The sequence below is a fragment of the Flavobacterium sp. TS_SC_5 genome (assembly GCF_056156265.1).
The window spans coordinates 856,818-882,068 of sequence record NZ_CM149588.1; the positions used below are offsets into that span (position 1 = coordinate 856,818).

Genomic DNA, 25,251 nt, shown 5'->3' on the forward strand with positions numbered 1-25,251 from the left:
AGAGTGCAAATTTAAGAAATTTGTTCCAAGTTTCACGTTTAAAGTTTCAAGTTTGTTGCATTACCTTTAAAACTAACTATGTTGTTTAAATAAGCTATTCTATTACTTCCCGTTCTAGGAAATAATTCACGATGGCTTCTTTCATCAAAACCGATTGTTCTCCAGCTTTTAATGGTGGTAATTCCTCTTTTACTTTGTAATGCGGCCAGCCTTCTTCATCAAAAAATTCGAATTCATAAAAGCCATACGGTTCTAATAAACGGCAAATTGCGATGTGCATCAAGTTTAACTTCTCGTCTTTTTTAAATTCTTTATGTACTTTCCCAAGTTCCTGCACCCCGATTAAATAAATAATGGCGTCTAAATCCAAATCTTCCCCTTGCGAAAATTGATTGGAAAGTATGTTTACAAGCTGTTCCCAGCGTTCTTTAAGTTGCGTGTCTCTTGACATTTTTTTGAATTATGAATTATGAGTTATGAACTATTAATTCATAACCTTTACAAATATATCGTGCAAAGATAAGAACTTGAAAATTGGCAATGGTAAAGAACAATTCATTTATATTTGCGTTTCTATTTTTTAATGAATTATCATGGGATTTTTAGATATTATTTTGGGTGTACTACTCGCTTTCGCTTTTTACAAAGGATTGAAAAATGGACTTTTTGTCGAACTAGCGTCGTTGGTTTCGCTATTGGCGGGAATTTATTTTGCTGTCAAATTTTCTTCTTTTATGCGAGATATTTTAGTAGGATATGTGAAGTGGAATCCCAATACAATTCAAGTTGTTGCCTTTATTCTAACTTTTATCGCTGTGGTTGTGGTTGTCACAATTTTAGGAAAGTTCCTGACTGGAATAGCTGATTTTGCTTTTTTAGGATGGTTGAATAAATTAGGAGGCGGTTTTTTCCGAGTGCTCAAAACAATTTTGATTATCAGTATTGTCTTTGCAGTTTTCGAAAAAATAAATTATAACCACTATTTAGCCAAAAAAGAGACCCTTGACAATTCTCTTTTTTACAATCCAATCCAAAAAACAGCGGGATTTATGTATCCGTCACTAAAGGAATGGTACAGTAGTTTGAAAAAAAAGTAAGTAGGTTGCAGAGTTCAGTTGCAGTTTGCACTCTCAAACTACAATGCTGTTATAAGAGGGAAATCTATTTTATTTACTATTTAAATCAACAATGACTTGTTTTAGTTCTTTTATCCTTTCTTCGTATTGTTCAATTAGCTTTTCAGAAAGTTGGTTAACCACTTCTGCATAACCAACTCCATTGTTTGTACCAATATTTCCAATAATAACCTTTTCACTTTTCACCAATTCCTCTGGAGTTATATCAAAAACTTCACATATTTTATCAATATGACTTGCCCAGGAATGACTTTCGCCACTTTCCATTCTAGCATAGGCAGATTGTGATAGATGTAAATAATCTGCTACTTGTTCCTGAGACATACTTTTGCTTTTACGCAATTGTTTAAGTTTATTACCTATTGAGACATTCATCTATTAGATTTTATACACAAATGTAAGAAAATAATTTTAAACATGTAAATACGGGGTAATAAAACCCTGTTATCACATAATGATTCGTTCAAAATTAAAATAAATTTGATTTAAATATTTTTAACCAATTAATTATTACTTTTATGAAAAAAATTTTAATGCTAGCTTTAGTTATCTGTTCTTTAACAGCTTGTGAAAACAACAAAGAAGAATTACCAAAATCACAAACGTCGTTTGACGAGAACATCAATCTATTCCTGAAAAGTGTAAAGATAATTCCTCAGGGAAGAATTACTAACATCGACGGAACATATTCAAAAATTTTCAAATTAAAAATGTATGATTCAAATTATGAAGCATTAGAAAGTTATGCCTTGAATGGAGAAGAATTTATGGATAATGGATTAAACAACGATCGAAAAGCAAATGATGGCATATATACATCAGTTGTAACTCAAGATTCAAATGTGGTTTTTGATAAAAAACAAGAAATTTCATTTAAGTCTAAACAATTTAGTTTTGCAGATCAAACTAATTTAAAAACTAATGGCGGAGAATTTGGTTGTAGTATTAGACATGTGAGAAAAGGAAAGACACTGCTAGGTTTTTCATGTGCCGCAAACATTGGTTGCTTTGAATTATATGATTGTAGCTTTAAATTTACTTGGTAATCGAAAAAATAAATTCCTCAAATTGAGGAATTTATTTTTATATTTTTAAAAAAATGTCAAAATTACTCTTATGGATTTTTGCGCTAAATTTAATTTTTAAAGTAGTAACCGAAAGAATTCCTACTTTAGAAAATAGTCTTTATTTTATTTTTTCTCGTTTTTTATTGATTACATTTATTTTGATCTATTGGCTACGAATAGAAAAAAATAAGATTGAATTTAAATATTTCAGATATACTCATTGGAGTTTTGCTAGTGTGGCAATAGTTTGCATTTGCTTTATACTAGCTACAAAAGACATTGCAAGGGAATTTATGTATCCGTATTATTTGCTTTTAGTCGAATGCATAATTGTAGGACTTTTTGAGGAATTATTGTGCAGGTATATGATTTTCAATAACTTTTTAAGTAAAGGATATAATTACAAAAAATCGATTATTTTGACTTCGCTGATATTTGCTTTATTCCACTTATCAAACTTACTTTCAGGTTCAAGTATTTATTCTGTTATAAACCAAATAGAACTTGCATTTATAATTGGATTAATTCTTCAATTAATTTTCATTAAAACTAATAATTTGATAATTATTATAGCAATCCATGCATTGATAAATTTTTTAGGTTCATATTCTACTTTGACTGTTACTACTGCGAATGAAAAAATCTTATTGCCTGATTTTTTGATGAACCAAACATTTATCTTAATTATCTATATAGTAGTTTTACCATTATATTTTTGGAGACTTAGAAATGACAAATTAACTTAAAATATCTTGTAGTAATAAATTGAAATAATCTACCTCAAAAAAAAATGTAGTTAGGTGATATACTAATGAGCAGAAAAATTGTTTTGTTAAAAAGTAACCATCAAATCGAAAAACTGTTAAGGATTTGACATAGAATTAAGAATATAAATTAATCCTTTACTTCCTTAATCGCACCAGTTTCAATCCAGCCTTCGGTTCCATCAGTCAGTTGTATTTTTTTCCATTTTCCAATAGTTTCAAAAACAAACACTTTTGTTCCTTCATGCAATATTAATAATGGCTTACCACCATCTCTGGGTTCCGACTTCATATTCGTTCTTTCGGCAAAAATTATGGCTGGTTTTTCTGTATCAAAATGACTTTTCTCAATAATTGCAGCAGATAAAGTAATGACCATCAAAATAAATACTGCAAACATTCCAAAGAAGAAAATACGTTTAGAAAGCGTTTTTTGTGAAAAATAGTACCCGATAAAAAACAATAAAAAAAATGTCGCCAGTCCTACAGAAATCCACCCCCAAGTATTGAAATGATAAATTCCGGTAAAATCCCGAAGTAATTTTCCAAAACCTACTTTTGGAATTAATTTAATTTCATCAATAGTCCTTTTTTGAGCGAATTTCAGGTTGTTTATACTTTCCTTATCGTTTGGATTTAGCACCAATGCTTTTTCATAATAGTAAATCGAAGGCGCTACCTCATTCAATTTATAATACGCATTTCCTAAATTAAAATACAATTCCGAGGACTGCTTATTGTCTTTTAAAACACTTTCATAAGCTGCCACAGCTTCGGTGTACTTTCCTTTTGCATAGTAGGCATTCCCATTTTCAAAGCCGTTTTGGGCAAAGAAAACCTGGGTTGAAAGTAATAGTATGTATAGTATGTTTTTCATAAAAATTTAAACACAAAGGTCACAAGGAAGTCGCAAAGATCACTATTTAAAGTGCTCCATTTATAACTCGTCTTACACCTTCTTTTAGCAATTTTACATTAAAATTAATTAGTAATCCTAATCTGCAATCCGACAATCTCAAATACATTATACTTGAGTAAACGCTACGCACTTTGTGGCTAGGCAATTTATTAAGCAATTTGTTTTTCCAATTCAGAGATTATAAATACCGCTTTATCAAAATCCTGTTGTATCGTAACACTTGACGAAGGTGCATAACGCGCTACTTCACAATTTTCAGTAAGCGCAATAAAATCATTTACAGCTTCTGGTTTTGCATTTCGAGACAGCAATAATTCCTGAATATTATCCTTGCTCATTTCTGAAGTTTCAATGTGTAATTTTGCTTTCAGGAAATTATGCATCGCTTTTTCCAGCGCAATGTAAAACAGTTCTTTGTTGTTGATTTGTTTCTTAGCTTCTGATAAATATTTCTTGGCCAATTTGTTATTCATTCGGATTCTGTTTCCGGAAATGTCACCATCCATAGCTTCTTTCTTCTTTTTGAATAAAACAATTATTGGTACTAGTAAAAAAGGAAGCAATAACAATCCGATAAACAAATTCGACCCAAAGAAATCCTCTTTGTCAATGGTAACAAGATTGGTTTTTGACTTGATATTCTTAAATTCCTCTACCGCTGCAATTTTATTCTTATTACCACCTGTTGCAGTAGAATCAGCCGGTGTAGGACCATCCAAAACATTAATCATAATCTGCGGAGAACGCAGCGTTTTATAGGTTCCGGAGCTCAAATCAAAATAAGAAAACTGCATTGGTTTGACCGGATAATTCCCTCTGTATTGTGGAATTATTGCATAACTATCCGACGATTTTCCAGCCATTCCAGAAAGTGGTGTACTAATATCTTCGCTGTGAACTGCATCATACATCTCCAGTGCATTTGGCACTACTGGTTTTGGCAAACTGAATAGTTTTAAATTTCCTTTTCCGGTTACACTTACAACCAAATCCAGGCTTTCTCCATGTTTCAAATTAGTCTTTGATGGTGTAACTTTAAAATCAAAATCTCCAACTGCACCGCTAAAATCATCTGGTTTTCCTGCCTCAGGTAATGGCTTAACGTTGATGGTTTTGGCTCCAGCCGAAACACGTTTAGTAGTTTGCGTGAGCATCATACGACCAAACATATCCCTACGGTTTGTTGGTAATTCCACATCTACCGATAATGACAACGGCTCAATTTTAAGTCTGCCCGATTTTTGCGGATACAGCACTACTTTTTTCAGCACTATAAACCTGAAATTCTGGCCTTTGAAAATCCCTTCCTCGGCCACAGGTTGTTTTATTTCAATATTTTGACTCCAAAAATCATTGTATTTAGGCTTATTTGATTCTCCAACGTTCGAAATTCCAATGTTACCAAAATACAATTTATAAACTACAGTAATGGGTTCGTTGATGTATGGATTTGTTTTAGAAACCTCAGCAACCAGATACAGGTTTTCATCCCCAGACATTTGAGTATCGTTTGGGTCTCTTGGCTGTTCCGTGGCGGCAGTCACAATAATTTTTACAGGTGCCGTTTTATAAATTTGACCGTTGTACTCAATAGCCGCCGGCTTAATTATAAATGTCCCTTTTTGATTGGGTGTCAGAAAATAAGAATACGCTTTTTCAAAAGAGCTTCTTCCGTTTACCCAAGACTGACTTACCTGCTGGCTTGGTCCGGCTATAATTCGGAAACCGTCAAAAGACGGCTGTACAAAATTATCGCCATCTACATTCATCATAAAATCAATACGCAGTCTTTCATTTAAGCCCAGCGTAGTTTTACTCACTCTGGCCTCAAACTGAACCTGAGCGCTAAGTGTGCCACAAACCAATAAAATAATCGCCGCTATATATTTTTTCATTTTCAAACTCTCTATTTGAATTACCAATCCTTCTCCGTTTTAACTGGTTTTCCTTTTACTTTTTGGGCATTCACTTTATCCTGAATTTTCTTTTCTTCTTTATTCACGGCATCCAAAAGATTTTCTAATCGTTCCTTAGAAATTCCTCCTGGAGCAGGTTTTGGTTCTCCCTTATCGTTGGGTTTCGGATCTTTGTTTTGTTTGTCCTGATCGCCTTTATCGTCTTTTTTGTCTTTGTCTTTTTCGTCCTTTTTGTCTTTGTCGCCGTCTTTCTTGTCGTCCTTTTTATCGTCTTTCTTTTCCTGATCTTTTTTCTCGTCTTTCTTTTTATCGTCCTTTGGCGGATTGTCTTTCAGCATTTTTTTGGCCAAAGCATAATTGTAACGCGTTTCCTCATCAGTCGGATCATTTCTCAGGGCATTTTTATACGCTTCTACCGCCTGCGTATAATCTTTTTCATTCATGAATACATTCCCAAGATTATGAAAAGCACGGTGTTTCTGAGGTCTTGTTTTCGAATTTTTTAACGCTTTTGCGTAAGCAAACTTGGCTTCAGAAGATTGTTTTTGCTTGTAGATACTGTTTCCAAGATTAAAAGGCGCAGCTGCTTTATTAGGAAATTTTGAATCTGAAATTCGGTAATTAGCCTCCGCATCCACAAATTTATTGTCCGCATAATCTTGGTTTCCTTTCGGCAAAATTCGATCTTTCTGTTGCGCATGCAACCCAGCTTTCCCGGAGAAAGCAACGATTAAAAAGGCCATTATGATAATTTTAAATCTTTTCATTTATTGTATCTATAAATCCAGAAGGTTTGGAAACCTTTTAGAAATAATTATTTATTCTCGTTAAATAAATCCAACTTTTTAACCCAACTTGTTTTTCTTTCCAATAGAAATACATCTACAAATAACAGCAAAAAAGCAAAACCCAAGAACCATTGAAATTGCGATTGAAAATCTGCCATTTCGGTCGCTTCAAATTCTGTTTTTTGAATATTATTCAAGGCATTCTTAACATATTCCAAAACTTCTTTGGTGTTATTGCCATTTACATAGCCTCCTTTTGTGGCTTTTGCAATAGCTGTCAGACTTTCCGGAACCAATTTTGTTATCACTACTTCGTTGTTATTGTCTTTCTTGAAACCTTCGACAACTCCATTTCTTTTTAATGGAATCGTACCTCCTTTTTCAGTTCCAACACCAATTGTAATGATTTTAATTCCAAGTTTATTCGCTTCTTCGGCGGCTTCATCAGCACCTTCGTTATGATCCTCACCATCAGAAATCATAATCAATAGCTTACTCGTTTTTTTATCATCAAAATACGTTGAAGACAACTTGATTGCCTCATTGAATGATGTTCCTACGGATGAAACCATATCAGTATTCATGCTTTGCAAAAACATTTTGGCAACGCTATAATCCGTAGTGATGGGTAATACTGGGAAAGCACTTCCTGCATAAGCCACAATTCCTATTCTGTCACTACCTAACTGGTTGATAATTTGCGAAACAATTTGCTTGCTTTTATCCAATCGGTTTGGCGCTACGTCTTCGGCCAGCATACTTTTGGAGACATCAATAGCAAAAACAATGTCGATTCCTTCTCGTTTCACAGTTTCCATTTTGGTTCCAATCTTTGGATTTACCAAACCAAGAATCAGTCCAAGTAAAGCCAAAATCAATACTGTTACTTTCAAAACGGGTTTAAAAACTGAACTTTCCGGACTCAGTTTTTTCACCATTTCTAAATCGCCAAACTCGCGTTGTTTTTTTCTTTTCCAATATAAATTGAACAGAAAAACCAACACCACCAATGGCAGTATAAAGAGAAGATATAAATATTTTTTTTCGTCTAATTCCATTTCTATTTTTAGATTTATGAACTTTAATCTTAGATTTTTACTCTAAATCAAAATTCTAAACTTGGTCATTTTACTCGAATATTCCAGTTCGTGCTCCCTTCCCTTCGGGGAGGACTGGGGTGGGGATTTTATATAAAGCTTTTAAAAGCCGTATTCCTTAATCCTACTTCCAGCAATAATAAAAAACCGGCGAACCAAATAAAAGGTCTGAATTTTTCATCGTAATCATAGAATTTTAATTCTTCGATTTCAGTTGTTTCCAGTTTATTGATGGAAGCATAAATCTCCGCTAATTTGCTATTGCTAGTAGCTCTAAAATATTTTCCGTCTGTTTTTCTTGCAATATTTTTCATCAACTGCTCGTCAATTTCTACTTTCATCATTTGGAACAAAAACTTACCATTTGGCGCGATAGCATAAGGAAACATGGCCATTCCATTAGTCCCAATTCCAACAGTATACACCTTGATTCCGTATTGTTTAGCAATATCCGATGCTGTTTCGGGCTCGATAAATCCAGCATTATTTACTCCATCTGTCAAAAGAATAATTACCTTACTTTTTGCCTGACTGTCTTTCAATCTATTCACAGCAGTCGCTAATCCCATTCCTATTCCGGTTCCGTCCTGTAAAACATTATCATATTTAATGCTGTTGATAGCATCCAGAATTACGGCTTTATCACTGGTTACCGGCGTTTTTGTGTACGCTTCAGAGGCATAAACCACAAGTCCAATCCTGTCATTTGGTCGTTCTTCAACAAAATCAGCGGCCACTCGTTTAAGGGCTTCCATTCTGTTTGGTTTCAAATCTTTGGCCAGCATACTTCCGGAAACGTCTATCGCCATGACGATATCAATTCCTTTCGTCGTTTTAGTTTTATTACTCACATCGACCGTTCTTGGTCTTGCCATGGCTACAATCAAAGAGCATAAAGCCAAAACCCGAAGCACATTCAACATCGGTTTTAACTTGGTCAAATACGATCCTGTTCCTTTAAATCCTTCTAACGAGCTTATTTTTAACGTGGCTGATTGATGGTTCTTTTTTCGCATGAACCAGACAATTACAACTGGAATCAGCAGAAACAACCAAAAAAATTCTGGGTTTAAAAATGTTATTTTGTCCATTATTTACTTGCTTGTTTTAATTCGACAGCATTCAAAACGCGTTCCGATATTTCGTTGCCATACTTATCTCCTTCTTCATGAAAAATTAAAATCTGTTGCAATCCACCTTCTTGACTGAACAATATTGCTTCATAATACATTTTTGCAGTAGTCTTATTGTCGCTATCAATTTGGGAGAACGTTCCGTATGCTTTCAATCCTTTGACTCCTTCATTGGTTTCAAAATCTTCTTGTTTTACAATCATGTTTTGAGCTCCTTGCGCTTCAAGTGATTGCAGCGCGCCATCCATAGATTTTGCCAAATCAATTTGCGTTTCTGCTTTGAATTTTAGCGTAGAAACCATCACATAAAAACGGTCCAAAACACTTCCATAAGCAAAAGACTGCATTTCTTTGATCAAAGCCATTCCGTTTTTAGGGAGTGTTTTTGTCAAATCTACTCTCTTAAGCACTTTTGGTGTTTCTATGATGATTCCAGGATTTCCGTACTCACTTTTTACCCATTCAACTTCCAATAATTCTTTTGTAGGATGACCAATAATATTGTCTTTCACATAATCAAACCCTTTGGTAACAATGAAAAAAGTGGTGGTCGCTGCCAATAAAAAAACAACCGAAGCCACCGCAGTTACGATGCGTTTGTTCCTTTGTTTACGCAATTGAATTTGGATTTGTTTTTGTCTTTGCGCTTCATTCAACAACATGTCTTCCTCTACCGGAATTTCCACAGGAATTGAATTGTCTAATGTCAGTATTGCTTTTTGAATCTTATTTCGGTCTTCTGTGATTTCAAAATCCAATGGTTTTGACTTGGCGAATTTTACTAAATCGGCTTGTTTCAAAACGCGTTCCAAATTTTCAATAATTTCTTGCGAAAGCGTCATTTTCTTTTTTACAGAAGCTGCTCTAAGACCCTGAATCAATTCCGAAGTTGTACTTTCCATTGCCGGAATTTCAATTGCTTCTTCGATATAATTCCTTGCGATATCCGTCAATTCACTATAATAGGCTTTGACTTCTCCTTTTTGCCAAAGTTCCTTTTTCTCTAAAGTATCCAGCAAAGTAGTCGCTTTCTCGATTGGAGTTTTATAAATTTCTTCCTGTAGTTTCTTTTCTTGGCGTTTTTTAATAAACCAATAAATAAAAGCACCAATACCTACAATCAAAGCAATAATCAACAGGTATTTCCACCAGTTTCCAATCGGGTTATCCGCTGGAGCAATGTCCTTGATGTCGAACATTTTTTGTTTCAAAGTATCCACTTGAACATTTGCCACTTCAACCAAAAGCGAATCTGTCAAAAAAGGCTTGCTGTTGATAAAAATCTTGATACTTGGAACCACATATCTACCAGAATCAAATTGGGTTAAACCGTATTTTTTGATTAATTCATAACGGCCGTCCATTTTAACAGTATCAATAGGATACGACTGAATCACCTCTAAAGCTCCAAAGTTTTTTAATTTCGGGAAAATCACTTTAGAAGAAGTATCAACAGTAGTTTTTATAGACAGTTTAAATTCCGCACCAATTTTATTTTTAGTCGTGTCAATACTTGTGACTACTTGCTTTTGTTGTGCAAAAACCGCAGTCGAAAGCAGCAATAGTAGTAGGTATAATTGTTTTTTCATCTTTTATTATTGAACCTCTTTCGATTTTTGATTGAAGATTAACGATTTTTGATTTCAGATTTGACCAAGAAACTTCGATTCGCTTTTCATCAAAAATCTAAATTTATTTCAGATTTGTTTTAGCTGTTTTAATACTTGATACGAAAATAGAAATTAGCTCATTAGCCTCAGTTTTTGTAATAGTTAGATTTGTTAAATCGGACGTTAAACTTGATTTTTCAATAATTTTTAAACAAACAAAGCTTTCTCTTAACTCTTTTAAACAAATGCCCATTTTATGAATAAAATCTTTACTGCTTTCTGCACTTTGTGCCTCTCCATAATTTAAAGCAGGAGAAGTTCCAGATCTAATTATTTGTCCAGCAAGATGATTTCCAGCATAGTTTTTTTCAAATTTGCTTGCAACGATTATTATTGTTGCTGCAAAATCTATCAATCTATTTTCTAATTCTTGCTTATTCACTTATTAAGTTTATATTTTTATTTTACCAATCTAAAATCCATTTTCCACTTCTACAAAATCTGAAATCAAAAATCGTTAATCAAAAATCTGAAATCATTATCTCGATTTAAAGTAACTTAATAATTTCGTCACATAACTTTCGTCAACTCTTGTATTTACAACACCGGAACCTGATTTACTGAATGTTTCTTTAAAATAATTGACTTTGTCGCGGTACTGTTTTTCATAATTCATTCGCACTGCTTTCGAGCCGGTATTTATCAATTCTACTGCTCCGGTTTCGGCATCAAGCATAGAAACCATACCTAAATCCGGCATTTTTTCTTCTCGAATATCGTACACGCGAATCCCAGTTATGTCGTGTTTTTTTGCAGCAATTTTTAATGTTTGTTCATAATCTTCCGACATGAAGTCAGAAATTACAAACACAATCGCTTTCTTTTTTTGAGTTCCCGATAAAAATTTTAAGGCTTGAGCAATATCAGTTTTACGGCTTTTAGGCTGAAATTCTATCAATTCCCGAATGATTCGAAGTACGTGTGATCTTCCTTTTTTTGGAGGAATATACAATTCGATTTCATCGGAAAACAAAATCAAACCTATTTTATCGTTGTTTTGAGTTGCCGAAAAAGCCATCGTTGCAGCAATTTCCGTAACAATATCTTTCTTGAATTGGTTTTTTGAACCAAAACTTTCTGAACCCGAAATATCAACCATTAACATCATGGTCAATTCGCGCTCTTCCTCAAAAACCTTAACGTGCGCCTCGTTGTAGCGCGCAGTTACATTCCAATCAATCGCACGAATATCATCTCCGTACTGGTATTGACGCACTTCGCTGAACGTCATTCCGCGCCCTTTGAAAGACGTATGATACTCTCCCGAAAAGATGTGATCGCTCAATCTTCGGGTTTTGATTTCTATTTTTCGTACTTTTTTTAAGAGGTCTTTTGTATCCATTTTTAATTTGTTTAAAGTTTAAAAGTTTAACGTTCCAAGTTCGTAATCCAACTACTTGAAAGCTTAAACCTTAAACAAACTTTAGGGTACTTCTACTTCGTTTACGATTTTGTTGATGATATCTACTGAAGTAATATTTTCAGCTTCCGCTTCATAGGTAACTCCAATTCTGTGACGCAATACATCATGAACTACAGCGCGAACATCCTCTGGAATTACATAACCACGACGTTTGATAAAAGCGTAGCATTTTGCGGCAGTCGCCAAATTGATACTTCCACGTGGTGATGCTCCAAAACTGATTAATGGTTTCAAATCGGCCAATTTATATTTCTCTGGATAACGCGTGGCAAAAATGATATCAAGTATGTATTTTTCTATTTTTTCATCCATGTAAACCTCACGAACTGCTTCCTGAGCACGTAAAATTTGTTCCACAGAAACTACAGCATTTACTTTTTCGTAACTTCCTTTTAAGTTTTGACGAATTACTAAACGCTCGTCTTCCATTTTTGGATAATCAATAACCGTTTTCAACATGAAACGATCGACCTGAGCTTCAGGCAATTGATACGTTCCTTCTTGTTCAATTGGATTTTGAGTTGCTAAAACCAGAAATGGTCTGTCCAGTTTGAAAGTAGTATCTCCAATAGTCACTTGCTTTTCCTGCATGGCTTCCAGTAATGCTGATTGCACTTTGGCCGGCGCACGGTTAATCTCATCGGCAAGGACGAAATTAGCAAAAATTGGTCCTTTTTTTATCGAAAATTCATTGGCTTTAATATTATAAATCATAGTTCCCACAACATCGGCAGGCAATAAATCTGGTGTAAATTGAATTCTGCTGAAAGATCCCTGAACAGCTTGCGAAAGTGTATTAATCGCTAGAGTTTTTGCTAATCCGGGAACTCCTTCTAACAAAATATGTCCCTGACCCAAAAGTCCAATCAACAAACGCTCCACCATGTGCTTTTGACCTACGATAACCTTGTTCATTTCCATTGTGAGAAGATCTATAAAAGCACTCTCTCTTTCAATTTTTTCATTAATTGCTCTGATATCTAAAGTCGATGTATTTTCTTCCATTTTATTGTTTTTAAAACCTTGAGTTTAATGCCTTCGTTTTGAAGGTGCAAATTGAATTTTTTTTTAGAAGTAAGATGTTAATAAATGGTTAAAACTTCGGCAAAAGCCCTAAATTTAAGGACGAATTATGATACAATTTTTATATTTTTAAGAACTTTGAAAAATATACTTTGAAATAGCATAATTATGAATTTCATTAAAAAATAAAAACCATGAATAAAACAAAATTATCCCCAATTGTAGCGGGTGTCATGAATTGGGGAATTTGGGATAAAAATCTCAATACCAAAGAAATGGAAAACATGATTAACGTGTGTTTAGAGAACAAAATTACTACTTTCGATCATGCCGATATATACGGTGATTATACCACCGAATCCGACTTTGGAAAAGCGTTCGCTTCCAGTAACATTGCACGAGAAAAATTACAATTGATTTCGAAGTGTGGTATCCAAATGGTAACCGGAAACCGAGACAATACGATTAAACATTACGAGTATTCCAAAGATTACATTATCTGGTCTGTTGAGAATTCGTTAAAAAAATTACAGACGGATTATTTAGACGTTCTTTTGCTCCACAGACCAAGTCCCTTGATGCAGGCAGATGAAATTGCCGAGGCGGTTTTAAAACTAAAATCAGACGGGAAAATCATCGATTTTGGACTTTCTAATTTCACATCTTCACAAACAGAATTAATTAGTCAAAAAACAGAAGTTTTATACAATCAGGTGCAATTTTCGGCAACAAGTTTTGAACCAATGGTGGACGGAAGTTTTGATTATATGCAAGCCAACAAAATTCGCCCCATGTCTTGGAATCCGCTGGGATCCGTTTTTAGAGAAGATATTCCACAAACCAGACGATTGAAAAAATTACTGGCCAAATTGGTTTCAAAATACCATTTGGGTTCAGACTCCATTTTACTTTCATGGATTTTAAAACATCCGGCGCAGGTAATTCCTATTGCAGGAACGGTAAATGTGGCCCGAATTCAATCACTGATGAAAGCCGTTGAATTAGAGTTAGACAATGAAGACTGGTTTGCCATTTGGACCGCAAGCATGGGCGACGATGTTGCCTAAAATAGTGTTCAGTTCAGCAACTTTAGAATCAAAAACAGGAAAAAAATCATGACTAAAACAGCCTTAGTGACTGGAGCAACCAGCGGAATTGGTAAAGCAACAGCACAAATATTAGCTAAAAACAACTATAAAATTATTCTTTGCGGACGTAGGGAAGACCGATTAGATGATCTGGAAAAAGAGCTTTCGGAATTTACTGAAGTGCATACTTTGTCCTTTGATGTTCGGGACAAAAAAGCGGTTTTTGAGAGTATCAATTCCATACCGAAAGCTTTTTCCACAATTGATGTTTTAATCAATAATGCAGGAAATGCGCATGGTTTGGATCCCATTCAAAACGGGGATTTAGACGATTGGGATGCCATGATCGACATCAATGTCAAAGGGCTTTTATATGTTTCTAAAGCTATTATTCCGCAAATGATCGAACGAAAATCAGGTCACATTATCAACATTGGTTCCATAGCCGGAAAAGAAGTTTATCCAAACGGCAACGTGTATTGCGCTTCCAAACATGCCGTTGACGCCTTAAGCCAAGCCATGAAAATGGACTTAAATCCTTACGGAATTCGCGTTGGCGCCATTCATCCCGGTGCCGTAGAAACGGAATTTAGCGAAGTGCGTTTTAAAGGTGATGCAGACAGAGCCGCCAATGTTTACAAAGGTTTTGATCCGTTACTTCCAGAAGATATTGCTGATATTATTCACTTTGTAGTTTCCAGACCATACCATGTAAACATTGCCGATTTGATGGTATTGCCCACAGCGCAAGCCTCGGCGACTATTTTAAAAAGAGATTAATTGTTGTTGTTCTTTTATTTCTAAAACCTTTGAATATGGCGAATTAGAATTTGTTTTTAAAATGAAAATAATAAGGAATTTTAATGGATCAAAAATTAACCGCAGATTCGCAGATTTTTAATTAATTTTAAATCTGCGAATCCGCGGTAATTTATTTTTAAAAAAGAATCGAAATATGATTACTTCCTGAATGACAATAAAAATTTAATTGTATGATCAACAAACGAATTCTTATCAAAAACCTACTTGCTCACAATGATGAGAGTAGTTTTTATGATAAAAAGCGTCAGTTGAACTTGCATACACGGGAAGGAAAAGCAAAGTTTCTCAAACACATTTGCGCGCTGTCCAATTCAAATCCCACGAACAATTCCTATATCGTCGTGGGTGTTGAAGATCATGACAATCTTATTGTGGGCGATGACTTTTTTGATGACAGTCGGATTCAGAATTTAGTGAATGCTTATCTGGAGAATCCTCCGAAAATTCAGTACGAAAATGTGCCATTCCCAAATTTGCCAAAAGATAAAGTTATCGGACTGGTAACGGTCAAGCCAAAAAGCAAGACTTCCTATTTCAAAAAAGGAATTCATACGATTCCTGCCAACAGTATTTTTATCCGGCGAGGCAGCAACACAATGCCGGTCAAAGGTGAAATTGAAAAGAATTACCAGAATACTGAAACCGTAATTGGAATCGAAAATAACTCCAGAAACAGCATCGAAAACACACTTGATGGCGTAATAGATTTCATGAATTTCCGCCATAAAGATATGGCGCCAAAATATAAAGTTTTCAAAGAATTATTTGTGATTTGCTGGGCAGGTGTAGCCAAAAAATCGCGGGATAAAACCTATTTATCACGTGTTGATATTGAATTGATCAACGAACAAATCAAGCTATTTTATTCGGCTCAGGATGTGGTCGAAATCACTTTCGACGATGACACTTTTACTATTATTGAGTACGTTCCTTTAGGTTTGAATGACAAAACGAGCTATTATCCTTTGGAAAAACAAACGATTCATTTTCATGATAATGGCTATTATAAAATTGATAGAGAAATACTTTTTCAGCCACCGGAATTCAATAAGAAAATGTTATTTCACATTTATAATGCAAATATTGCTTTACTAAAAAAACTATATAAAGGACTTTCGTTAACTGAAAGAGAACATAAAGATTTAGAGAATTTACCCTCAACATTCATGATTTGTTACCTCAACGGTTTTGAAGAAGCCAAGCAAAAACTGATTGATGCAAAAACACTTTTAAAACCTTTTAACCAAGTATATTTATCGTTTAAAGAAGCGTTGCGTATTTTGAGGAAAATGAAATATGATGTGCAGTAAGTACAATTATTTTATAAATTTTACTCGGTTAGAGAGCCCAATACATAAGCATTAATTTCTCTTTTTTGTCTTTTATTTCCTCTGTCATTCATGTCATTATGAATGGTGTTTGGGAGTTTAATAATTTTTATCCCAAACTTTTCCTGCTCTGCAACAGTAGGTAAAACTCCTTCATCAGCAGGTTGGTCACTGGAGCGAAGCGAGTAAATTTTAGGCGTAGAAGTTCTGGGCAATTCCATTCTACGGTTGTCTAACGAAATTATTTTATCAACTAATTTTGGATATTTATGAGCAAACAAAACCGTCATATCACCTCCATTGGAATGTCCAATTAGGTTTACATGATTGAAATCCAATTCTGGTTTTATTTTTTTCAATTCATTTAGAACAAACAGGATATTCTCTACTCCTCTTTCCCAATTTGATCGTCGCACAATTTGGGGGATTCCCGTCAAAGGCAACAAATCATCCGTTGGTAATTCATGCTGAATACTGACTACATAATAGCCTTTGGATGCTAACTTTTCCGTTAAGTATGAATATGATTTATTTGCGAAAGGCTTATTTTCTCCATATCCATGACTGATTATTACCAATTGTTGATTTGAAATTTTATCATTTACAATTGGTAAATAAAACGCTACCGGAATTAATCTGTTTCTGGAAGAATCCAGCCAATTAGCGCTATCTGACTTGATTTCAAATTCTTGGTTATTGACTTTTTCAATAGTTACGTTTTTATTAGTCGCACAACTTAATAAAAGGAAAAAAACCAGTATTTGTAAGTAAATTTTAAGCATTCATCTGATTAAAAAGTAATTTTGAAACAAATTTAGTAGCTTTTTTATTAAATAAAAGCCATCAATTCTTTTAGAAATTGACAAATCATTTTAGCTAACAGCAATGATAACGTAATAAGTGTACTCATTTGAAAAAAGTTTAAGTTTTTTTGTAAAACTAATCCGAAAAATTAAATAAAACAATCACCTAAAACAGTGATATTTCAATTTCACGTTATAACACAAATTCTTTAATTTTTAAAAAAAAAAACTAAAAAAGCTTGGTTCATCGCACTTTTACCTAATTTTATGACCTGAAAAATAGTATCCATTTTCTGCTATTTTTGCGTTAATAAAAGAAAAAAAGTCCATGAGAACACTTGTTATAGGCGACATCCACGGTGGTTTGCGAGCGCTGCACCAAATTATGGAAAGAGCCAAAGTTACTAAAAAAGACACCCTTGTTTTTCTGGGAGATTACGTTGATGGCTGGAGCCAATCTCCTCAGGTACTTGACTTTATAATTGATTTAAAAACGAAACAGAATTGCATTTGCATTCGAGGAAATCACGATGATTTATTGCTGGAATGGCTCGATGAAAGCAAGGACAATCTTTTATGGTACAAACATGGCGGGGAAGCTACGGTTTTAGCCTACGAATCTGTAAGTACAGAAACCAAGCAAAAACACATTGAATTCCTAAAATCTTTAGACAATTATCATCTGGACGAACAGCGACGTTTGTATGTTCATGCTGGTTTTACCAATATGAATGGTGTAGATTTCGAATATTTTCCAGGGCTTTTCTATTGGGACAGAACCTTATGGGAAACCGCACTGGCATTAGACACAACAATGAAAGTCGATCACCCGTTTTATCCAAAACGCTTTACTTTATACCATGAAATTTATATTGGTCACACGCCCGTAACCCGAATAGGTAAAACTACGCCTATACAAAAGGCAAATGTTTGGAACGTAGATACCGGAGCGGCTTTCAAAGGACCATTAACCATTATGGACGTTGCTACAAAAGAATTTTGGCAAAGCGAACCTTTGAGCCAGTTGTATTTTGATGAGAAAGGAAGAAATTAGATATTATTGAACTACTTTTGCACCACTAAAAAAAAAAGAGTATGAAATGAGCATAACCGAAAATTGGTCGCAAACACCAATGAAGCTATGCGAATTCCATATTCCATTAAAAAAACAAATATTATCTTCATATGAAAAAGATTACCACATTAGTATTGCTATTGACTATTGGTTTGGTCAATGCACAGGCTTTCAAAGGAAAAGGAGATGTTAAATTTGATGTTGGAGCCAACTTTCAAAACGGAGGTTCTGGAATTCGTGTTTCTTCTGATTTTGGTCTTGGAGAAAACATGTCTTTCGGATTTGTTACCTCTTATTTGTTGTCTGTTTCTAAAGATGATTTAGGAAACAAGCCTGATTTTGGCGATAGAGTAGATGTTAAAGCACGTTTCAATGCAAACTTGGGAAATGTTTTTGAATTAGATCCAAAAATGGATATTTACCCAGGATTGGATTTAGGACTAAGAAATTTTGGTGCGCATTTAGGTTTCCGTTATTTCTTTACGGAAGGTTTTGGTGTTTTCACCGAAGCTGGAATTCCAATTGCAAGTTACAAAACAGATCCGATAGGTTTTGATAAATTGAATAATCAATTCACGTTCAATATTGGTGCTTCTTTCAACTTGTAAAATACTTTTCACAACAATTCTCGAGGCAATTTGAAATAAAAAAAGGCAATTTGAACTATTCAAATTGCCTTTTTTAGTTTATTCTATTTTAATCCTACAAATCAAATTTGATTCCTTGTGCCAATGGCAAACTTGTAGTGTAATTAATGGTATTCGTTTGTCTTCTCATATATACTTTCCAAGCGTCAGAACCCGATTCTCTTCCTCCACCAGTTTCTTTTTCACCACCAAAAGCGCCTCCAATTTCTGCACCGGAAGTTCCTATGTTTACGTTCGCAATTCCACAATCAGAACCTACTACGGATAAGAAAAGTTCTGCTTCACGCAAATTGTTTGTCATAATAGCGGATGATAGTCCTTGCGCCACTCCGTTTTGAATTGCGATAGCATTCTCCACGGTTCCTGAATATTTCAATAAATATAAAACAGGCGCAAAAGTTTCATGTTGTACGATTTCGAAAGAATTCTCTGCTTCTGCAATTGCTGGCTTTACGTAGCAACCACTTTCAAATCCTTCACCAGAAAGCACGCCACCTTCCACGAGGATTTTCCCACCTTCGGCAACAACTTTTTCTAATGCTTTATTGTACATTTCCACAGCATGCTTATCAATTACAGGACCTACATGGTTATTTTCATCCAAAGGATTTCCAATACGTAATTGTTTGTAAGCCGATACAATTGCATCTTTCACTTTATCGTAAATACTTTCGTGAATAATTAAACGACGTGTTGATGTACAACGTTGTCCTGCCGTTCCTACCGCGCCAAAAACAGAACCAATAACCGTCATTTTGATATCAGCATCCGGAGTTACAATGATGGCGTTGTTTCCGCCTAATTCTAATAATGATTTTCCAAGACGACCTGCAACTGTTTGCGCAACAATTTTCCCCATACGAGTAGAACCCGTTGCAGAAATCAATGGCACACGCTTATCGTTAGTCATCATTTCACCCACTTTGTAATCTCCATTTATCAAACAGGAAATTCCTTCCGGAAGGTTGTTTTCTTTTATTACTTCGGCAATGATATTTTGGCAGGCAATTCCACAAAGTGGGGTTTTTTCAGATGGTTTCCAAACACAAACATCGCCACAAATCCAGGCTAAAGCCGTGTTCCAAGCCCAAACGGCAACTGGAAAATTGAAAGCCGAAATGATTCCTACAACTCCCATTGGGTGGTATTGCTCATACATTCTGTGACCCGGACGTTCGGAGTGCATTGTTAATCCATGTAATTGACGCGACAATCCTACTGCAAAATCACAGATGTCTATCATTTCCTGAACTTCGCCATATCCTTCTTGCAATGATTTCCCCATTTCATAGGAAACTAATTTGCCTAAAGCTTCTTTGTTTTTGCGTAACTTCTCACCAAACTGACGCACGATTTCACCACGTTGTGGCGCTGGCATCACTTTAAAAGTTTTAAAAGCTTCGGTAGCGGCTTGCATTACTTTTTCATAATCAGCAGCTGTAGTTGTTTTTACAGTACCTATTAGCTGACCGTCAACTGGTGAATAACTTTCAAGAATTTCCCCGTTTGAAAAATGGTTTATCCCGGTTGATGTTCCTTCATTTATGGCTTTTACACCCAATTGCGCCAATGCTTCCTTCATTCCGAATTGATCTGCTATTGTTATCATTGTAACTTTTTTATTAAAAATTGTTATATTTTTTTACAAATATATTGATTTAAGGTTAAATAGTAAACGTTACTACTTATATTTTCATTTTTTAGCCCTGATAGAAGCGGCATCCTTTATAGGTCTCGTTTTTTACGAGACCTATAAAGATATAGCGTATAGCAGGATGAGCTCCTGAAAATTATTTTTTGGCAACAAATCGAGGGTCCGTTTCCATTATAGTTCCGCATTTTTCGCAGGTTCTCAAGCGTTCCGAATTGTAGAAATGTTCGAAATGAGGCAAGAAATCTTTCTCGATATTATGCAGTTCAAAATAGACTTCATGGAGCTTATGATTACAAGTGTCGCAAAACCAAAGCAAGCCGTCCGTAAATCCTTGTCCAGCTCTTTTTCGTTCGATGACAAGTCCTATAGAACCTTCGGAACGCACTGGAGAATGTGGAATTTTAGCTGGATTAAGATACATATCGCCGGGATGTAATTCCATTTCTCGGCGCTCACCGTCTTCTTGAATAATCACTTTTATTGAGCCTTCCAGTTGGTAAAACAATTCTTCTGTTTCGTTGTAATGATAGTCTTTTCGGGCATTTGGACCCGCAACAACCATAACGATATAATCTCCGGATTCTCTGTACAAATTTCTATTTCCTACGGGAGGTTTAAGCAGATGACGGTTTTCGTCAATCCATTTATTAAGGTTGAAAGGTTTTGCTATTGCCATGATTTTTATTTTAATTGTAAAGTTATGAAATATTAAAACGTTATTTTTTTTCCTTAATCAAATAAATATAGACGGGAAAATGGTCGCTAAATCCTATTTCGGTGGTGGAATGACGTAACGGATAGCCTTTGTACTGTCCGCTGGTTTGTATCAAGAACGCTTTGTTGTAAATTCCTGCCTTCCAATATCGAAAACTCGAATAATCCGTTTGCAGTAAGGTTTCGGAAACCATTATTTGGTCAAAAACATCCCAAGCGTCCCGATATGCAATGGTTCCAAATCCCTTTTTAGCCATTTCTTCGAATGGATTGTAAATTCCAAACGGAAGCACATCTGCCTTTTTTGCTTTGGCGCCAAGTCCAAATCTAACGCTTTTATTATACGGTCCATCATTCAAATCGCCCAAAGTAATCACTTTTGCTGCCGGATTTATACGTTGTAAAGAGTCAATTATTTTTCGGTTTAATGCGCCGGCGGCTTCGCGAAACGGACTTGATTTTTTCTCACCGCCAGAACGTGACGGCCAGTGATTGACGATGATATTGATTTCATCACCATCGAGAAATCCTGTTACCAAAAGTTGATCTCGAGTATAAACCCGATAATTTTTGGTGCTTATTTGCAATTCGTCATCTGTTTTTTCTTCAAAACTGGCTTTGGAATTTTCATTTATAATAGCTCCTTGTTTATAAATGTATAATGGAATATTGCTGTAACTTGTGGGCTGAAATTTCTTTTTTTGATACAACAGTGCTACATCAATTCCTCTTTTGTCAGGAGAATCAAAATGGATGATTCCGAAGTCTTTATCGATTAGTTTGGGTTGTTTGACTAAATCTTCCAAAACACCTCGGTTTTCTATTTCGCACCCTCCAATAAATGTAGGCGAATCGGTATTTTCAGCTGAACCAATTTCGAATAATATGCGGGCTAAGTTACTTAGTTTTTTTTCATATTTGTCATAAGTCCACCGCTGCAAACCTGTTGGCGTCCATTCTTCATCAAAAGTATCAGGATCGTTTATCGTATCAAAAAGGTTTTCGAAATTATAAAACGCCACCGTATGAATAACGTATTTTTTCTGTTGCGCAGTAGATTTTATTATTGGAAAAAATAAAAAAAGAACAGGAATCCAGTGGGTAATTCTCATAAAGTATTATTTATTTCCAGTTGTTAATTAGATTTTGTTTTTAAAATCAGCTTATTGTAAAAATAGTGATTTGAGGTGAACTTAGAATTATTTTCTAATTGTCTATCTTTGTTTCTATCATTTAAAGACCTTACCACCAGAATTTTTTCTGAAAAGCATTCAAGCATGAACAAATACCGATTAACTTTTACACCACACCGTCCTATATTATATCAATTTCTATTGCTTATTTTTGTTCTACAATCTTTCAACAGCCAAGCCCAATACAACATGATTACACCGCCAAGTTTACAAAAAGGAGATACCGTAGCGATTTTGGCAACAGCCAGAAAAAACACAGATGACAACTTGAAACCCGCTATTGCTTTATTAAAAAGTTGGGGTTTAGAAGTAGTCATTGGAAATACAATAGGTTTAGACAACGACCAATTAGCCGGAACTGACGAACAACGTGCCGCCGATTTTCAGCAACAACTGGATAATCCAAACATCAAAGCCATCTGGTGTGTAAAAGGTGGATACGGAACCGTGCGAATGATTGATTTACTGGATTTTACTGCGTTTAAGAAAAATCCGAAATGGATTGTAGGTTTCAGCGATGTGACAGTTTTACACAATCATTTGAACACAATGGGTTACAAATCTATTCACGGAATCATGCCGATAACCGCTCCAAGAGCAACACCACAAGCCATAGAAACATTGCGAATTGCGTTGTTTGGTGAAAAGCTGTCGTACGAAATAGATCCATTCCTGATGAACAGACCCGGAAAAGCTACCGGAGAATTAGTAGGTGGAAATTTATCGATTCTATACAGTTTGTTCGGTTCTCCATCCGCGATTGATTGTGCTGACAAAATCTTGTTTATAGAGGATTTAGACGAATATTTATACCATATTGACCGCATGATGATGAATTTAAAACGAAATGGTTGCCTAGAAAGTATCAAAGGAATTGTTGTGGGTTCCATGACAAAAATGAAAGACAATGACATTCCGTGGGGGAAAAACGCCATCGAAATCATTGAAGATGTTACAAAAAAATACAATATTCCCGTCTTGTATAATTTTCCTGCCGGACATATTCAAGACAATAGAGCATTGATTTTAGGGAATACTGTGACGATTAATGTCAATGAAAAATGCAGTACGCTGGTTTTTGAATAAAGACAATTCGATTTAAGATTGCAGAAGTTTAAAAACTTTACAACCTAAACTTAAAACAAATTTTTTCAATGGCAGAACACAACGAACTCGGAAAACTTGGAGAAGAAATGGCAGTCGAATTTTTGCGGAAAGACGGCTACACTATTTTGCAAACCAACTGGACTTTCCAAAAAGCAGAAATAGACATTCTCGCCCAAAAAGGAAATACACTTGCTATAGTTGAAGTCAAAACCCGTTCTTCGTTAGAATTTGGGTTGCCTCAGGATTTTGTAAAACCAAAAAAAATCCAACTTCTTGTAAAAGCCGTGGATGCTTTTGTCAACGAAAGAAATTTGGATATTGAAGTACGTTTTGACATTATTGCGATCCATAAAGAAGGTAAATCTTTTGTAATTGAGCATCTTATCGATGCTTTTTATCACTTTTAATAGTTTTTTCTTGATGTTATATTTGTAACAAATTGTTTTTTATTTATATTTGCGTCCTATTTACACACTGACTACGCGTAAAACAACAACCAACTAAAAAAATCACATCATGAAAACTGTTTCTTCCATTGTAGAAAACTACATCAAAACAAAGCCTTTTTTGCTGAATGCATTATCATTAGGCATCATAAATCTGACCTCATTATCCCGAAACATAATGACCGAATTAGAAAGTGAATTTGGCAAGGAAGTAAAACAAGGAGCGGTTGTTATGGCTTTAAAAAGACTAACAGAGGAACTGGATTTCAGGTTAAATCATAAGATTAATAAAGTCATTAAGAATATCGGGGAAATCACCGTTCGTTCGGCTTTGACCGATTATACTTTTGCTGCTTCTGACACGGTTTTAAACAAACAAGCCGATTTAATTACCGATATCAATTCACTACCAGATATTTTTTACACTTCTTCCAGAGGTGTAAATGAAACCAACATTGTGGTTAGCAACAGTATCAATCACTTAGTGGACAAACATTTTGCTACTGAAAAACTGATTCAGAAATTAGATAATCTAGCTTCTATCACAGTAAAATTACCAAAAGAAAACATTGTCGTTCCTGGGATTTACTATTTTATTTTTCAACGTTTGGCTTGGGAAGGAATTATTATCAATGAAGTAATTTCAACTTCTAATGAGTTCACCATTTTAGTGAGCGAAGAACAAGTAGATGTTGCTTTTAAGGTGATTAAAGATTTGAAGAATTAGAAAATTCCGTTATCAACAAAGCTTCCAGCCTTCAAAAGGCTGGAAGCTTTTAAACTAAAAAACATTATGAATCCAATTCCTCTTGAAAACGGTAAATACTATCATATTTATAATAGAGGCAATAATGGAATCGATCTGTTTTATGAAATTGAGAACTATAAACATTTTTTGAGATTATACGAGAAATATATTGACCCCGTAGCAGAAACTTATGCTTGGTGTTTGATGAAAAATCATTTTCACATTCTGGTTTACATCAAAGAAACTGAAGAAATTGATAGTACAAAATTAGAATACTCTTCAACTGTTAAACCAAAAATAGTTAGTGCTTCAAAACAGTTTTCAAATTTATTCAATGCTTATACTTTAGGGATGAATAAACGATATAAAAGGACAGGTAGTTTATTTGAAAAAAACTTTAGGCGAAAAGTAGTTAATTCAGAAACTTACTTTCAAAAACTTGTTTTTTATATCCACAATAATCCGGTTCATCATAAGTTTGCAGAACACATCATAGAATACCCTTGGACTTCTTATGGAACAGTTATCTCAAACAAGAAGACAAAATTACAAAGAGAAAAGGTAATAGAATATTTTCATGATTTAGAAAATTTTAAATATTATCATTCTAGTAATCCAAATTTGGATGAAATTAAAGCATTGATTATGGAGTAAGTTTTAAAGAAAGCTACCAGCCTTCAAAAGGTTGGA

28 protein-coding genes are annotated in these 25,251 nt (G+C 34.7%); 12 read left to right on the forward strand and 16 right to left on the reverse strand.

Annotation, left to right across the window (positions count from 1 at the left end; all coding sequences use genetic code 11):
• Nucleotides 1-94: 94 nt before the first annotated feature.
• Nucleotides 95-451, reverse strand: a complete 357-nt coding sequence (locus AC0J6S_RS03825) for a hypothetical protein (RefSeq protein ID WP_131908074.1) — start codon at nt 449-451, stop codon at nt 95-97.
• Nucleotides 452-593: 142 nt separating this feature from the next.
• On the opposite strand from AC0J6S_RS03825, the gene AC0J6S_RS03830 reads away from it, so the two are divergent.
• On the forward strand, nt 594-1,097 hold the full coding sequence (locus AC0J6S_RS03830) for a CvpA family protein (RefSeq protein ID WP_474955512.1): 504 nt from the start codon (nt 594-596) through the stop codon (nt 1,095-1,097).
• Nucleotides 1,098-1,166: 69 nt separating this feature from the next.
• On the opposite strand, the gene AC0J6S_RS03835 is transcribed toward AC0J6S_RS03830, so the two are convergent.
• Nucleotides 1,167-1,511: a helix-turn-helix domain-containing protein gene (locus AC0J6S_RS03835; RefSeq protein WP_474955513.1), complete on the reverse strand. Its 345-nt coding sequence runs from the start codon at nt 1,509-1,511 to the stop codon at nt 1,167-1,169.
• Between the two features lie 143 nt (nt 1,512-1,654).
• On the opposite strand from AC0J6S_RS03835, the gene AC0J6S_RS03840 reads away from it, so the two are divergent.
• Together AC0J6S_RS03840 and AC0J6S_RS03845 are read left to right on the forward strand one after the other, a co-directional pair.
• Nucleotides 1,655-2,182, forward strand: a complete 528-nt coding sequence (locus tag AC0J6S_RS03840) for a choice-of-anchor X domain-containing protein (protein ID WP_474955514.1) — start codon at nt 1,655-1,657, stop codon at nt 2,180-2,182.
• Nucleotides 2,183-2,235: 53 nt separating this feature from the next.
• A complete protein-coding gene (locus AC0J6S_RS03845) occupies nt 2,236-2,949 on the forward strand; it encodes a CPBP family glutamic-type intramembrane protease (RefSeq protein WP_474955515.1) in 714 nt (237 codons plus the stop codon).
• Between the two features lie 148 nt (nt 2,950-3,097).
• Here the strand turns inward: AC0J6S_RS03845 and AC0J6S_RS03850 are convergent, their stop codons facing one another.
• The 10 genes from AC0J6S_RS03850 to AC0J6S_RS03895 all read right to left on the reverse strand — a co-directional run bounded on the left by AC0J6S_RS03850 (nt 3,098) and on the right by AC0J6S_RS03895 (nt 12,918).
• Nucleotides 3,098-3,844 (reverse strand): tetratricopeptide repeat protein, encoded by a 747-nt coding sequence (locus AC0J6S_RS03850; protein WP_474955516.1) that lies wholly within the window; start codon nt 3,842-3,844, stop codon nt 3,098-3,100.
• A gap of 46 nt (nt 3,845-3,890) precedes the next feature.
• On the reverse strand, nt 3,891-3,992 hold the full coding sequence (locus AC0J6S_RS03855; RefSeq protein WP_474955517.1) for a GxxExxY protein: 102 nt from the start codon (nt 3,990-3,992) through the stop codon (nt 3,891-3,893).
• Between the two features lie 43 nt (nt 3,993-4,035).
• Nucleotides 4,036-5,781, reverse strand: a complete 1,746-nt coding sequence (locus tag AC0J6S_RS03860; protein WP_474955518.1) for a BatD family protein — start codon at nt 5,779-5,781, stop codon at nt 4,036-4,038.
• Between the two features lie 20 nt (nt 5,782-5,801).
• A complete protein-coding gene (locus AC0J6S_RS03865; RefSeq protein WP_474955519.1) occupies nt 5,802-6,545 on the reverse strand; it encodes a tetratricopeptide repeat protein in 744 nt (247 codons plus the stop codon).
• Between the two features lie 71 nt (nt 6,546-6,616).
• Entirely contained in the window at nt 6,617-7,648 is a 1,032-nt protein-coding gene (locus AC0J6S_RS03870; protein ID WP_131908069.1) for a VWA domain-containing protein, read from the reverse strand.
• Nucleotides 7,649-7,776: 128 nt separating this feature from the next.
• Nucleotides 7,777-8,778: a vWA domain-containing protein gene (locus tag AC0J6S_RS03875; protein ID WP_474955520.1), complete on the reverse strand. Its 1,002-nt coding sequence runs from the start codon at nt 8,776-8,778 to the stop codon at nt 7,777-7,779.
• Entirely contained in the window at nt 8,778-10,409 is a 1,632-nt protein-coding gene (locus AC0J6S_RS03880) for a hypothetical protein (protein WP_474955521.1), read from the reverse strand. The genes AC0J6S_RS03875 and AC0J6S_RS03880 overlap by 1 nt, the downstream gene beginning before the upstream one ends.
• Before the next feature lie 103 nt (nt 10,410-10,512).
• Complete coding sequence (locus AC0J6S_RS03885) at nt 10,513-10,872, reverse strand: four helix bundle protein (protein ID WP_474955522.1); 360 nt, start codon at nt 10,870-10,872, stop codon at nt 10,513-10,515.
• Between the two features lie 96 nt (nt 10,873-10,968).
• Nucleotides 10,969-11,832: a DUF58 domain-containing protein gene (locus tag AC0J6S_RS03890; protein ID WP_131908067.1), complete on the reverse strand. Its 864-nt coding sequence runs from the start codon at nt 11,830-11,832 to the stop codon at nt 10,969-10,971.
• 81 nt (nt 11,833-11,913) lie between these two features.
• On the reverse strand, nt 11,914-12,918 hold the full coding sequence (locus AC0J6S_RS03895) for an AAA family ATPase (RefSeq protein ID WP_131908066.1): 1,005 nt from the start codon (nt 12,916-12,918) through the stop codon (nt 11,914-11,916).
• 212 nt (nt 12,919-13,130) lie between these two features.
• Here AC0J6S_RS03895 and AC0J6S_RS03900 point away from each other — a divergent pair, with 212 nt between their 5' ends.
• The 3 genes from AC0J6S_RS03900 to AC0J6S_RS03910 all read left to right on the forward strand — a co-directional run bounded on the left by AC0J6S_RS03900 (nt 13,131) and on the right by AC0J6S_RS03910 (nt 16,156).
• Nucleotides 13,131-14,003, forward strand: a complete 873-nt coding sequence (locus AC0J6S_RS03900) for an aldo/keto reductase (protein ID WP_474955523.1) — start codon at nt 13,131-13,133, stop codon at nt 14,001-14,003.
• A 48-nt stretch (nt 14,004-14,051) separates the two neighbouring features.
• On the forward strand, nt 14,052-14,804 hold the full coding sequence (locus AC0J6S_RS03905) for an SDR family NAD(P)-dependent oxidoreductase (protein WP_474955524.1): 753 nt from the start codon (nt 14,052-14,054) through the stop codon (nt 14,802-14,804).
• 212 nt (nt 14,805-15,016) lie between these two features.
• Nucleotides 15,017-16,156, forward strand: coding sequence for a DUF5929 domain-containing protein (locus tag AC0J6S_RS03910; RefSeq protein WP_474955525.1), 1,140 nt, complete (start codon nt 15,017-15,019; stop codon nt 16,154-16,156).
• 20 nt (nt 16,157-16,176) lie between these two features.
• Here the strand turns inward: AC0J6S_RS03910 and AC0J6S_RS03915 are convergent, their stop codons facing one another.
• Nucleotides 16,177-16,956: an alpha/beta hydrolase family protein gene (locus AC0J6S_RS03915; protein WP_474955526.1), complete on the reverse strand. Its 780-nt coding sequence runs from the start codon at nt 16,954-16,956 to the stop codon at nt 16,177-16,179.
• A gap of 349 nt (nt 16,957-17,305) precedes the next feature.
• Between AC0J6S_RS03915 and AC0J6S_RS03920 the strand changes: the two genes are divergently transcribed.
• Together AC0J6S_RS03920 and AC0J6S_RS03925 are read left to right on the forward strand one after the other, a co-directional pair.
• On the forward strand, nt 17,306-18,031 hold the full coding sequence (locus tag AC0J6S_RS03920) for a metallophosphoesterase family protein (protein WP_474955527.1): 726 nt from the start codon (nt 17,306-17,308) through the stop codon (nt 18,029-18,031).
• 131 nt (nt 18,032-18,162) lie between these two features.
• The gene (locus tag AC0J6S_RS03925) at nt 18,163-18,660 is read left to right on the forward strand and encodes a DUF6646 family protein (RefSeq protein ID WP_474955528.1); all 498 of its coding nucleotides are present in this window, start codon (nt 18,163-18,165) and stop codon (nt 18,658-18,660) included.
• 94 nt (nt 18,661-18,754) lie between these two features.
• Here AC0J6S_RS03925 and amaB read toward each other — a convergent pair whose 3' ends face one another.
• From amaB to AC0J6S_RS03940, 3 genes are all read right to left on the reverse strand, one after another.
• Complete coding sequence (gene amaB, locus AC0J6S_RS03930) at nt 18,755-20,308, reverse strand: L-piperidine-6-carboxylate dehydrogenase (RefSeq protein WP_474955529.1); 1,554 nt, start codon at nt 20,306-20,308, stop codon at nt 18,755-18,757.
• 181 nt (nt 20,309-20,489) lie between these two features.
• Nucleotides 20,490-21,029, reverse strand: a complete 540-nt coding sequence (locus tag AC0J6S_RS03935; RefSeq protein ID WP_474955530.1) for a 3-hydroxyanthranilate 3,4-dioxygenase — start codon at nt 21,027-21,029, stop codon at nt 20,490-20,492.
• A 40-nt stretch (nt 21,030-21,069) separates the two neighbouring features.
• Entirely contained in the window at nt 21,070-22,179 is a 1,110-nt protein-coding gene (locus tag AC0J6S_RS03940) for an endonuclease/exonuclease/phosphatase family protein (RefSeq protein WP_474955531.1), read from the reverse strand.
• Nucleotides 22,180-22,449: 270 nt separating this feature from the next.
• On the opposite strand from AC0J6S_RS03940, the gene AC0J6S_RS03945 reads away from it, so the two are divergent.
• The 4 genes from AC0J6S_RS03945 (at nt 22,450) to AC0J6S_RS03960 (ending at nt 25,215) form a co-directional block, all read left to right on the forward strand.
• Nucleotides 22,450-23,346 (forward strand): S66 peptidase family protein, encoded by an 897-nt coding sequence (locus AC0J6S_RS03945; protein ID WP_474956320.1) that lies wholly within the window; start codon nt 22,450-22,452, stop codon nt 23,344-23,346.
• Between the two features lie 68 nt (nt 23,347-23,414).
• Nucleotides 23,415-23,774: a YraN family protein gene (locus AC0J6S_RS03950; protein WP_474955532.1), complete on the forward strand. Its 360-nt coding sequence runs from the start codon at nt 23,415-23,417 to the stop codon at nt 23,772-23,774.
• A 109-nt stretch (nt 23,775-23,883) separates the two neighbouring features.
• Nucleotides 23,884-24,540, forward strand: a complete 657-nt coding sequence (locus AC0J6S_RS03955) for an aspartate kinase (protein ID WP_066075622.1) — start codon at nt 23,884-23,886, stop codon at nt 24,538-24,540.
• 66 nt (nt 24,541-24,606) lie between these two features.
• Complete coding sequence (locus AC0J6S_RS03960; protein WP_474955533.1) at nt 24,607-25,215, forward strand: transposase; 609 nt, start codon at nt 24,607-24,609, stop codon at nt 25,213-25,215.
• The last annotated feature ends 36 nt before the right edge of the window (nt 25,216-25,251 follow it).